Here is a 12869-nt window from a genome sequence, read left to right on the forward strand (position 1 = left end):
ACTTACAAGATAAGCATAACGCCTCTTATTTTTTCAACGATGTCATTGTGTCTCTAAAGAAACACGCTCCAAAATTAATATTTTTATTTATTATTAGCCCCAATTCGGAATGAGCAGTTCTTCTTTTTCCTCAAAAAAGTTTCAATAAAAGCCTAAAAAGAGGATTGTTTTTTGTATATTTACTGTTGATTTTCAATCATATAACAAAATAACAATCCTCATGAAACTTGTCAGCAAAGTTACGGAAATCTATTGTATTGCAGATGATTTCTGCAAAGAATATCATTTAGCATTGAACAAAACCTCTCTTTCGCTCTCAAATCCCTCTGCCAATAGTCCAAAACATCGCAAGAGAAAAGGACGAATGAGTGATGCTGAAATGATTACAATTCTTATTTTGTTCCACAACAATACATTTCGGAATTTCAAACATTTCTATCTCATTTATGTTTGCCGAGAACTAAAAAAGAGTTTCCCCGATCTACTCTCTTATACACGCTTTGTTGAGCGTATTCCTCGTGTTGCAATACCCTTATTGCTCTTTCTCAAACTAGGATTAATGGGTGAGTGTACAGGAATAACCTTTATTGATTCTACAGACACCCAACTTTCCATCAATATGGAGTTTGAGATGAGAGAAATAGAGAAAGTAAAACAGTTGACTCTGTTCTAAAAACTTTTTATGAAACACTTTTCTTTCGGTTGAGAATAAAGATCGAAAGGAGGAACTGTGCACTATTACCCCAAAAAATCCTTAAACCGAATTGGGATTACTACATTTGTGTTTTTTTACATGCTGTAATAGTACTGTTTTTTGGGGCTTTGAAGAGTAATAAATGAAAGACACGGAAAATAAGGTATTTTCCGTGTCTTTTTATGTTGTTTGTATTATTGTTCTTCTTTCATTCTCCTCACAATGCCTTGTTCTGAAGCTTTGATGAAATTAACTATATTGTCAATTTCTTCGCTCTGCGGAATCTGCTGCCCAATACGGATGAGAGCATCTTCAAGAGAGAAGTTGCCCATATATATAAGGCGATATGTGTTGGAAATATGGCGAAGAATTTTTTCACTGACGCCTGCATATTGGGAGAGTATTTCAGCATTCACTCCATGGTATGTAGCAGGATTTCCGCCAAGAATAATATAGGGCGGGATATCTTTTCTTGTGCGGCAGCCATTTTGTACTAGAGTGTATCGACCTACACGAACTTTATGTTGCAAGATAACTGCCGATGAAAGAATGACATTGTCCTCTATCAAGCAATCTCCAGAAATCTGAGAATGAATGCCTACAACGCAGTGGTTGGCTATTTGGACATCATGACAGATATGCACACCATCCATAATGAAGTTTTCGTCACCAATGGTCGTAGCATGGTCTGCATTTAGAGATCCAGCTATTACTACATTTTCGCGAATGGTATTGCCGTTACCAATAACTAGGCGACTTTCTCCTCCCTTGTAGCGAAAACTCTGTGGTTCTGCTCCTACCACAGTATTTTCAAAGAAGCGGTTGTCAGAACCAATGGTTGTTCCCGGAAGGATTGATACATGGGCATGAATATCGCAGTTGTTACCAATGACGACATTCTCACCAATAACTGCGAAAGGTCCTACCTTAATGTTCTCACCCAGTTGTGCCGAAGCGGCAATGGAGGCTAATGGACTAATTTGATTTGCCATAACTTAACGGTTAAATAAAGGTTTAGTCGCGGCCACCACCGAGTGCTTGATAGAGGCTGATGACGGCTTGGACTTTATCAAGTTTTGCACTAATGAGATTCAGTTGAGCTTGAAGAAGGCTTTGTTGAGCGGTAAGTGTTTCAAGATACGAAACAGAATTGTCATTCTTGAAAATGAAATCAGTGGTTTCAACACTCTTTGTGAGTTCTTTTACCAATTCCTTATTGCCGTCAATGCGGAGCTTTGCAGCATTATAGTTGTCGATAGCTTCGTTCACTTCGTTTCCTGCATCAAGAAGTTTTTGCTCAAAACTAAGTGTTGCACTTTCTTGTTGCGCTTTAGCAATGTCAAGATTAGCACGAAGTTTTCCTTGTGTAAAGAGCGGCTGAACAAGCGAGCCTACAGCAGATGCTAGTATTTTTCCCGGATTCACAACTCCTAAACCTCCACTATTTGTCCAAGATGCTGCACCGGAAAGGGTGATTTTCGGGTAGAAAGCACCACGTGCACCAAGAACCCCATAGAAGGCATAGGCCATTTGGAGTTCTGCACTTCTCACATCTGGTCTATTGGAGAGTAACTGCATTGGGACACCAGCTGAAAGCGAAGAGGGGAGTTTGACATCTTCCAGTGATCCACGCTCTATGGAGTGAGGAGCCTCATGGAGGAGCGCACAAAGAGAATTCTCTGCTTTCTGAATGCTTGCTTGCATTGCAGGAATAGTTGTAAGAATAGAAAGTCGATTGGCTTTTGCTTGTGATACGGCAGAGCTATTAGTGATTCCAGCCTTAAACATCGTTTCCATTGCAGATACATTCTTATCCCAAAGTTCTGCTGTAGCTTTGGTTGTAGCAAGTTGAGCGTCGAGCATCTCAAGAGTGTAATAGAGATTAGCTACAGATGCAATAATAGAGGTGCGTGTGGCCTGTTTGGCAGCACGTGTTTGCATCAAACTCATTTCGCTTTGTTTCTTTGCATTGCGCAATGTACCAAAGGCATCAATTTGCCAGCTGGCTTGTACAGGAATGCTGTAGGTCTTTGTTGCCTTACTAAAGTCCCAACTAGTAATTGTTCCTTGCGGGGATAAACTTACACTAGGGAGGAAGGCCAACCTACTAATCTTTAATCCCGCTTCAGCTTGACGAATTGTTAAGTCAGCCTGCTGCAAATTTGTGTTATTAGCAAGAGCTTTCTCTATGAGGTTTTGAAGATGTGTATCGACAAAGACTTCACGCCATGGCATATTACCAAAGTTTGTCGTATCGGCATCTATAATGTTCTCCAGCTTAGTAGAATCTCTATAGATATTATTGGGTATTTTTATATCTGCTGGACGTTCGTAATTTTTATAGAGGCCGCAAGACGATAGGGTAGCACTTGCAATGATTATAAAAAGAAAATTCTTCATAATTTTATCTTGGAAAGAAGCGCAGTTGGGAGTGTATTCCAACTGGCTTCATAGAAATTATTTTTTTGTGTACTGCTCAATGTCTGCTTCTGCATCACTATTGTCAATATCTTCCCAAATCATCGGCTTGAAGCGTTCTTGAATGGATTGGAATATGACAAATAAGGATGGGACGAAGAAGATTTGGCAAATAACGCCTACTAGCATACCTCCAACGGCAGTTGTACCAAGAGATCTATTTCCGTGGGCACCAACACCAAAATTGAACATTAAAGGTAAGAGTCCGACAATCATAGCTAAGGAGGTCATCAAGATGGGGCGTAAACGTGCACCAGCACCGAGAACTGCGGCCCAAGTGATGCTCATACCCATCTTTCGGCGTTCGAGGGCAAACTCTACAATGAGAATTGCATTTTTTGCTAAAAGTCCCATCAACATGATCAACGCAATCTGTACGTATATGTTGTTAGATGCATTATCGAATATTGGTAGAATCTGATTTATACCCCCCATCATCCACAAGAAAAGGAACGAACCTGCAAGACCGAAGGGTACAGAAAGTAGTACTGCCCAAGGGAGGATATAGCTTTCATACTGTGCAGCAAGAAGGAGATAAATGAATAGCAAACAGAGGGCGAATACATAGATTGTTGTATTTGACTGATTGTTCTGCTCACGAGTCATACCAGAATATTCGTAACTGTAGCCTGCAGGAAGATTCTGAGCCGCTGTTTCTTCAATGGCTTTCATTGCTTGTCCAGAAGTGTACCCACTCGCAGGAGAACCATTCACGGAGATGGATGTGTACATGTTAAAACGGTTGATATTATCGGGACCGTAAACACGTTTGATAGACATAAATTGCGTGATAGGAGCCATTACACTACCATTGCGAACCATGATATTCTTCAGGCTTTCCGTATTAACCCGCTTGTCTCCCTCTGCTTGTATCATAACACGATACAATTTACCGAAGCGGTTGAAGTTGGAGGAGTAAAGGCCACCAATATACCCTTGCAGAGTTGTGAGAATATCGCTCGGCGTTAAACCGGCTTTCAGACATTGTGCAGGATCTATATCAATAAGGTATTGAGGGAAATTAGGACTAAAGGTCGTCTGTGCCTGTTGAATTTCGGGGCGTTCCTGCAACTTTGCAATAAAATCTTGAGCTACCTTGAAGAATTTATTTAAATCACCACCTGTTCGGTCTTGGAGAGAGAAGGTAAAACCATTTGTAGTACCATAACCCATAATCATAGGCGGTTGGAAGAAAAGCACTTGTGCATCCTTGATAACATCGCGTGAACGAAGTAAAAACTGGATGGCCAAAATTTGTGAATTTTCCTTCATTGAACGTTCCGACCATGGTTTAAGTTTAATAATAATTGAGCCATAACTTGCACCTTGTCCACCGGTCATACCATACCCAGAAATAAGCGTATGACTCTGGACTGCTGGACATGCAGCAACAATACTGTCAACTTGGGCTAAGACTTTGTCTGTGCGATCCTGCGAAGTTCCAGGGGGGAGAGATATAGCCCCCATGATGGTGCCAGTATCCTCAGAAGGTATCATATCATCTGGGGTGACTTTCATGAGGAACATAAGTCCAGCAATACCAATAATTACAGCTGAAATAGCAATAATTGGACGGCGACATATCTTAACAACCGAATTCTTATATTTTCCAAGGATGCGTTCGTAAGATGTATTAAATGCTGTATGGAATTTATCAACGAAACTCATCTTCCTCTCTTTTCCATCCTTGTCGTGTGCTTTTAAGAAGATTGCGCACAAGGCAGGTGATAGCGTAAGAGCATTTAAGGCAGAGAAGAATATGGAGATAGCCATTGTCAGACCGAATTGGCGATAGAAGGTTCCGGACGTTCCACTGATAAAGCTTACTGGAATAAATACTGCCATCATGATGAGCGTGATGCTAACAAGAGCACCGCTCAGCTCGCGCATGGCATCAATGGAGGCCTTCTTTGTTGAAGAGTAGCCCTGGTCTAGCTTTGCGTGAACACCTTCTACTACAATAATCGCATCATCTACTACAATCGCAATGGCCAAGACAAGAGCATTCAGGGTGAGTAGGTTGATAGAAAATCCTAAGAGACTCATACCAAAGAATGCACCAATCAGACTGACGGGGATTGCAATGGCAGGGATGAGCGTAGAACGCATATCTTGCAAGAAAATATAGACGACTAAGAATACTAGGATAAAAGCTTCAAGCAAAGTCTTGATAACTTCTTCTACTGATGCAAAAAGGAAGTCGTTTACATTTTGTGCTTGTACAAACTCCATTCCGTTGGGAAGGGATGCAGATTGGGCATCAAGGAATTTCGTGATATTGCTTACTGTTTCAGTAGCATTTGTTCCTGAAAGCTGGAAGACGATACATGTGACGGCTTTATGCCCATTTACCTTGCCACCAAAGCTGTAACTACTGCTACCTAATTCAATTTTTGCAACATCTTTCAAGCGCAGAACTTCCCCCTCTGGCAATGCCTTGATAACAATATCACCAAATTCTGTTTCAGTAGAGAGGCGTCCTTTCCATGTAAGAGTGTATTGATATGTTTGATTTTCGCGTTCACCGAGAGTACCAGGAGCTGCCTCAATATTTTGAGTGGCTAAGGCTGCTGTGACATCAGAAGGCATCAGGTGATATTCCGCCATTTTAGCTGGATCTAACCATATACGCATCGAATAGTCAGAACCCATGACCATGGCTTCACCCACTCCTTTAATACGCTGTATCTGCGGGACAACATTAATTTTTGCATAGTTGTCGAGGAATTCTTGCGAGTATTTATCTTCCATGTCAACGAGGGAGAAAACCACTAGCATAGAACTCTGACGCTTTTGAGTGATGACACCTACACGTGTTACTTCCGCTGGAAGAAGACCTTGCGCCATGCTTACACGGTTCTGTACGTTGATGGCAGCCATATCCGCATCAGTCCCTTGTTTGAACGTGATGGAAATATTTGCCTGGCCAGTATTTGTTGCGGTGGATGTCATATAGTCCATATTCTCTACACCATTGATCTGTTCTTCCAACGGCATGATCACAGAGTTGAGTACAGACTGAGCGTTTGCACCAGTGTATGAGGTTGCTACCGAAACAGTTGGTGGTGCAATTTCTGGGTACTGCGTAATAGGCAGTGAGGTGATACTGATGATACCGAGAATTACAATGAAAATCGAAATAACGGTAGACAGTACAGGCCGATTTATAAATCTATCTAACGACATGATATCAATACTTTAAGTGTTAAAACGGGAGTTTCCCCTCTTTTACGTCTTTTGCAGCTTGTGCTCTTTTTTCTGCTGCTTGCTGAGGAGTGATAGGCTTGATCTCCATATCATCCTTTAGGTTCTGAACACCTTCTATAACAATGCGATCACCCGCTTTTAATCCACTTGTTACATAATAGTATGTACCATCGTTCTGTTCCTCAACAGTAATTTCAGTGCTTTTGACTTTATTTTTAGCACCAACAATGTAAACAAATTTTTTATCTTGAATCTCTGTGACTGCTGCCTGAGGTACTTTTATTGTATTGCTTACAATTGTGGGCAAAAGGATATTACCTGTTCCTCCACTGTGGAGTAAATGACGACTATTTGAGAATGTTGCGCGCATCTGTACGGCGCCTGTAGATTGGTTGATTACTCCACTAACAGCATCAATAGTTCCATATTCATCGTATATAGTCCCATCTGCTAACTTTAATCGAACATTTGGCATGTTTTTGATTGCAGCTTTCACTCCTCCATTGCTAGTGCGAGCCATAGCTAAAAGTTGTTTTTCCGTCATTGAAAAATAAATGTGGACACGCTCTATATTGCTGACAGTTGTAAATGCTTCAGCCATAGATGGACCAACAAGTGTACCAACTTTATAAGGAAGAAGACCTATGACACCATCAGCAGGACTGCTGACAGTACACCATTTAAGGTTATCGCGTGCACTGGATAATTGTGCTTGTGCACTCGCTAGTTGAGCCTGTAGTGCTTGTAATTGATTCTCTGCCGACTTCATAGCATAATCACTTATAATCTGCTTAGAATGAAGTAGGCGTTGATTGGCAACTGTCAGCCTTTGAGTTGCAATATTTGCTTGACATACTTTGATTTGAGCCTCTGCAGCTCTTACGGCTGCAACATACTGTTCGCTATCAATAGTGAATAATATTTGTCCACGATGGACAGCTTGTCCTTCAGCTACATAGATCTGAGTTATATTACCCGCGATTTTTGGACGAATTTCAACATCTTGAATACCCCTTATTGTAGCAGGATAAGTTGTGTTTAAGTCTGCACTAGACGAATTGACAGTTTCTACTGCATAACTGTTGTCTGCGTCTGGCAAACCTTGTTGTTTCTTGCTGCAACCGGCAAATAGGATAATACCGAGTGCTAAATAGGCAAATCTTCTCATAATTCTTTTTATCTATGATGTTTTGTTGTTTCAAGTAGTCCGAGGTGTTTATTATTCTTTTAATCAGTTGTATCTGAATATAGATTTTACAAATGCAAAGATACTGTAGAAACTAATAATAATCATGTGGTTTTCTCCTTGGTTTTTCATGGCTTATAATATTTTAACAAATGTATAAAAGAATGTGCTAACTTCTGCTGACATAATTGGTGATTCTTGTCTAGACAGATGTTAGCACGATCGTATAGTATTTTGTGGCATTCCTATGCTTCTAGGCGATTAAGATAAGATAAAAGATCTGATACAACAAAGTTGCTGCCTCCTACAAAAATGAAATCATTTGCTGAAGCCTCTAGAAGTGCTTGTTTATATGCCGCTTCTACTGTTGTGAATTTTTTTCCTCGTAGTGCATATTTTGCTGCAATTCCTTCAAGCTGTGATTCAGTAATTGCTCTATCAACACTAGCGTGAGCCCAATAGTATTGCGCGGTTTTAGGAAGAATCTCTAAAACTCCATCAATGTCTTTATCGTTGGCCATACCGAAGACAATTTTGAGGGTTTGCTCTTGGCTGATTTTAGTCAATCGTTCTCCCAAGTATTTCCATCCTCCCATATTATGACCTGTATCACAAACAACTGTGGGATTTTTTTGTATATATTGCCAGCGTCCCATGAGTCCCGTCGTTTCGCAAACTTCTGCAAAGCCTCTTAAAATTGCTTGTAGTGGAATCTTGAAACAGTCTAAATGAGTAATCGCGGTCAGAATTGTGTTTGTATTTTTATCTTGGCAATCTCCTGTTAGTGCTCCAAAAATCTCTCCGTAGATGGTTGTGTTATAGACTCTAAAGTTCTTTCCATTAACAAAAGATTTCAGAACAATAGGGGCATCTTCTGCAAAGATAATCCTTGTATCTACTGTTTTAGCCTTTTCTTTAAAAACAAGCCGAGTTTCTGGTACTGTCTCTCCAATAATAACAGGTATATCTCTTTTTATGATACCTGCTTTTTCTCCTGCAATTTCTGTAAGTGTATTGCCTAAGAACTGTTGGTGATCAAAACTTATATTAGTTATGATAGAGAGTTCTGGCTTAATGATATTAGTGCAATCCAAGCGTCCTCCCAATCCAACTTCAATGACAGCTACATCCACATGTTCTTCTGCAAAATACTTGAAGGCCATAGCTGTTGTAATTTCAAAGAACGACGGATGGAGAGGCTCGAAAAAACTCTTTTCTTTTTCCACAAAATCAATTACATATTGTTCTGGAATCATTATTCCATTGATGCGGATTCGTTCACGAAAATCTAGTAGATGCGGAGAGGTAAACAAACCAACTTTATAACCCGCAGCTTGAAGTATAGCAGCTATGGTATGGCTACAACTCCCTTTCCCATTTGTTCCTGCTACGTGAATGCTGCGAAATCTATGGTGTGGATGTTCAAAATGCTCATCAAGAGTCTCCGTTGTTCGCAGTCCAGGTTTGTAGGCCCCTGCTCCAAGATTTTGGAATAGAGGTGTTACATTAAATAAATAATGAATAGTTTCCGAGTAGTTCATATCGAAAAAGCTCCTTTCAGCTGAAAGGAGCTATTATAGTTAAGCTTTAAAATAATTTTTGAAAGCTTTGAAAATCTTATCTTTAATAGATGGAGAGCTTTGGATATTCTCACTATCTTTTAGATCTTCAAAAATTCTTTTCTCTGTCTTTGATAAGGTTTCAGGAATATATATACTGACATTGACAATAATATCTCCAGTTCCATAACCATATCCCTTAATTGCTGGTAGCCCCTTGCCACGGAGGCGAAGCGTTGTCCCAGGTTGTGTGCCCGCTTTAATATTTATTTTAGCCTTCCCATCAATGGTTGGGATTTCAACGGAATCTCCTAGGACAGCTTGAGGGATAGTTAGTAATAAATTATATATTAAATCCTGTCCATCACGAATTAGTTCAGGGTGGGGTATCTCTTCAATGACTACTTGAATATTACCAGGAATGCCATTATGCTTGCCTGCATTGCCTTTGCCATTAGCATTAACAATCATACCTTCAACGACACCTGCAGGAATCTTTACTTCTACAATCTCTTCGCCTTTGACAATTCCTTCACCATGACAATGACTACAAGGCTTTTTTATAACTGTGCCTTCTCCATGACATGTTGGGCAAGGTTCCTGTACTTGAGTCATACCAAAAAAAGACTGCCGTGTGTGTAGTACATAGCCACGTCCTTGACAAGTAGTACAATTTTCTGGCTTATAATCCTTTTCACATCCGCTTCCGTGGCATTCGGGGCAAGTTATATCTTTTTGAATCTTATATTTCTTTGTGACGCCTTGTGCCATTTCTTGCAACGTGAGCTTTGCTTTAACTCTCAAATCGCTGCCTTGGTATTTACGTGGACCAGTGCTGCTTGCATCGTCAAATGAACCACTGAAGCCGCCAAAACCAAAATTTTGTGCGAAGTTGCGAATGATATCATTGAGATCCATGCCGTTAGCATCGAATCCTCCAAATCCTCCAGTATTCCCGTCAACACCTGCTTTTCCAAACTGGTCATATTTTGCACGCTTCTCAGGATCACTTAATACTTCATAGGCCTCAGCTGCCTGTTTGAATTTTTCTTCGGCTTCTTTATTATTAGGGTTGCGATCAGGATGATATTTTATGGCTGTGCGGCGATAGGCTTTTTTTATTTGATCCGTCGTTGCATCCTTTTCGACACCTAGAATCTTGTAGTAGTCTTCTTCCATGTTCTTTTATTGACCTACAGCCACCTTTGCATGGCGTATGACTTTATCATTAAGTGTATAACCCGTTTGAACGCAATCTATAACTTTCCCTTTTTGATCTCCTTCGGGTACAGGAATCATGGCAATAGCTTCATGAAAATCTGTATTAAAATCCTGATTTTTTGTCTCAATTGCTTTCAGTCCTTGTTTCTCCAGTGTGTTACGGAACTTCTTGAAAACGAGATCTAGACCTTCTTTGAGTGTCTCAATATTAGTGTTTTCTTGGATGTTCTTTTCAGCACGTTCCAAATCGTCCAAAATGGGAAGTAAAGAGGAGAGTGTCTTTTCTCCTCCGTTCAAAATGAGTTCAGCCTTCTCCTTTAGTGTGCGTTTCCGATAGTTGTCGAATTCCGCAATTTGGCGCAATAATTGATCCTTCAGTTTTGCGTTTTCTTCTTCTGCAGCTGCAAGTTTCTCTTCTGTTGTAATTTTTTCTTTTTGAACTTCTCCTTCTGCGTCTGCTTGAAGAGTTGTTTCGTTTGCCTGATTACTTCGCCTTTCTGTTGTATCTTTTAAATGGATTTCTTGTTCCTCTTTGTTATAGTGTTTATTTTTTGACATGATATATAATGTAAATTGTATACTATGTGAAATAATACAAATTGTATACCAGTTTTAGCTCAGAAGAGCTGGCTGTTTTATTTTGCATACATCTTATCTCTTAATTCCTTGATATGTTCATCATGGATGTAATCTTCATAATTCATCAGTTTGTCAATGCACCCATTGGGAGTAAGTTCTATGATGCGATTTGCAATAGTATTGATAAACTCATGGTCGTGACTGGCAAAGAGAATATTACCTTTAAAGAGTTTCAAGTTGTTATTGAATGCCTGAATACTTTCCATATCCAAGTGATTTGTTGGAGTATCCAATATTAAACAGTTTGCATTGTTGAGTTGCATACGTGCTATCATACAACGCATTTTTTCACCACCGCTAAGTACACTGACTTTCTTCTGAATGTCTTCATCCTTGAAGAGCATTCGTCCTAGGTAGGCTTTGAAGAACACTTCGTTTCCTACACCAAATTGGCTCAGCCAATCGAGCATGTTTAAATCCGTATTGAAGAATTTCGTATTATCCAAGGGGAGATATGCTGTTGTAATGGTGACGCCCCATTTATAGCTTCCTTGTATAGGTTTAGTATTGCCATTGATAATTTCAAAAAGGGCTGTCATAGCACGTGGGTCATGGCCGATAAATACAACCTTTTCTCCTTGTTCTACGTTGAAAGTGACATTGCTAAATAGAATCTCTCCGTCTTCAGTCGTGGCTTTTAGATCGTTAACTTCAAGGATTTGATTACCTGGTTCACGTTCCATTTGGAATATAATACCTGGATATTTACGCGTAGAAGGTTTAATTTCTTCGACATTAAGTTTTTCCAACATCTTCTTACGACTAGTTGTTTGACGGCTCTTAGCTGCATTAGCAGAAAAGCGGCGAATGAATTCTTCTAACTCTTTTTTCTTCTCCTCCGACTTTTGTTTCTGATTCTGAGCTTGTCGTAGTGCAAGCTGAGATGATTCATACCAGAAGGAGTAGTTACCGGCGTAGAGGGTTACTTTGCCAAAATCGATATCAACTGTGTGTGTGCAGACTTGATCAAGGAAATGGCGGTCGTGACTAACGACGAGAACAGTGTGTTCAAAGTTGCCTAAATAGTCTTCTAGCCACTCTACAGTTTCAAGGTCCAAGTCATTGGTTGGCTCATCCAATAAAAGATTGTCAGGCTCTCCGAATAGTGCTTGTGCTAGCATGACGCGAACCTTTTCTTTACCAGAGAGTTCACCAACCAACTTATTGTGAAGTTCAACCTTTATGCCAAGGCCTTCAAGCAGGGCTGCTGCATCATTCTCTGCCGTGTAGCCACCCATCTCCGCAAATTTATCTTCTAATTCTGCTACTCGGATACCATCTTCATCGCTAAAATCTTCTTTTGAATAAAGAGATTCGCGTTCTTTCATAACGCTCCACATCGTTGTGTGGCCCATAAGTACTGTTTCTAAAACGCTATGCTCGTCAAACTTAAAGTGGTCTTGAGAAAGGACACTCAAGCGTTCACCAGGTCCTAATTCAATACTACCTTTCGTGGGCTCTAATTCACCACTGATAGCTTTTAGCAGCGTAGACTTTCCGGCTCCGTTGGCACCAATAATACCATAAATGTTGCCATTAGTGAACTTCATATTCACATCTTTATATAAGACGCGTTTGCCAAACTGGATGGCCAGGTTTGTAACTGTAATCATTCTTTGAATTTTGTTTTTTTTACGAATGCAAAGTTACACTTTTTCCACGAGAGAGCAAAGTGACTCTCTGTGCATCGCCTGAAACAGAATTAGTTGGTGGCGTTTAATATTAGTCTATATCTATAGAGTAAGTATTCGTCCTTATTTTTTGTAAAACAACCTTATGTTTGTAAATAAAATTCGTATTCTAAACTATCGAGGATGGCTTGAAAATCAATTTTCTTTTCAGAGAGCAAAATAGCGCAAATTTTAAGAACTGGAGTAGTATAAGA

At 40.0% G+C, this 12869-nt stretch carries 9 protein-coding genes; 1 reads left to right on the forward strand and 8 read right to left on the reverse strand.

Annotated features, from left to right (window positions below; translation table 11 throughout):
* Positions 1-220: 220 nt before the first annotated feature.
* Positions 221-673: a hypothetical protein gene (locus ABLA33_RS05785; protein ID WP_347719595.1), complete on the forward strand. Its 453-nt coding sequence runs from the start codon at positions 221-223 to the stop codon at positions 671-673.
* Between the two features lie 215 nt (positions 674-888).
* Here ABLA33_RS05785 and lpxA read toward each other — a convergent pair whose 3' ends face one another.
* From lpxA to ABLA33_RS05825, 8 genes are all read right to left on the reverse strand, one after another.
* Entirely contained in the window at positions 889-1686 is a 798-nt protein-coding gene (lpxA, locus tag ABLA33_RS05790; protein ID WP_347719596.1) for an acyl-ACP--UDP-N-acetylglucosamine O-acyltransferase, read from the reverse strand.
* Positions 1687-1708: 22 nt separating this feature from the next.
* Positions 1709-3094, reverse strand: coding sequence for an efflux transporter outer membrane subunit (locus ABLA33_RS05795; RefSeq protein ID WP_347719597.1), 1386 nt, complete (start codon positions 3092-3094; stop codon positions 1709-1711).
* A 57-nt stretch (positions 3095-3151) separates the two neighbouring features.
* Complete coding sequence (locus tag ABLA33_RS05800) at positions 3152-6358, reverse strand: efflux RND transporter permease subunit (RefSeq protein ID WP_347719598.1); 3207 nt, start codon at positions 6356-6358, stop codon at positions 3152-3154.
* 19 nt (positions 6359-6377) lie between these two features.
* Positions 6378-7547, reverse strand: coding sequence for an efflux RND transporter periplasmic adaptor subunit (locus tag ABLA33_RS05805; protein WP_347719599.1), 1170 nt, complete (start codon positions 7545-7547; stop codon positions 6378-6380).
* 263 nt (positions 7548-7810) lie between these two features.
* Positions 7811-9106, reverse strand: a complete 1296-nt coding sequence (locus ABLA33_RS05810) for a folylpolyglutamate synthase/dihydrofolate synthase family protein (protein ID WP_347719600.1) — start codon at positions 9104-9106, stop codon at positions 7811-7813.
* 39 nt (positions 9107-9145) lie between these two features.
* The gene (gene dnaJ / locus ABLA33_RS05815; protein WP_347719601.1) at positions 9146-10303 is read right to left on the reverse strand and encodes a molecular chaperone DnaJ; all 1158 of its coding nucleotides are present in this window, start codon (positions 10301-10303) and stop codon (positions 9146-9148) included.
* A 6-nt stretch (positions 10304-10309) separates the two neighbouring features.
* On the reverse strand, positions 10310-10903 hold the full coding sequence (locus tag ABLA33_RS05820; RefSeq protein ID WP_347719602.1) for a nucleotide exchange factor GrpE: 594 nt from the start codon (positions 10901-10903) through the stop codon (positions 10310-10312).
* A 77-nt stretch (positions 10904-10980) separates the two neighbouring features.
* On the reverse strand, positions 10981-12597 hold the full coding sequence (locus tag ABLA33_RS05825) for an ATP-binding cassette domain-containing protein (protein WP_347719603.1): 1617 nt from the start codon (positions 12595-12597) through the stop codon (positions 10981-10983).
* Between the last annotated feature and the right edge of the window lie 272 nt (positions 12598-12869).

It is taken from the genome of uncultured Alloprevotella sp. (assembly GCF_963536905.1).
In the GTDB taxonomy this organism is placed as follows: domain Bacteria; phylum Bacteroidota; class Bacteroidia; order Bacteroidales; family Bacteroidaceae; genus Alloprevotella.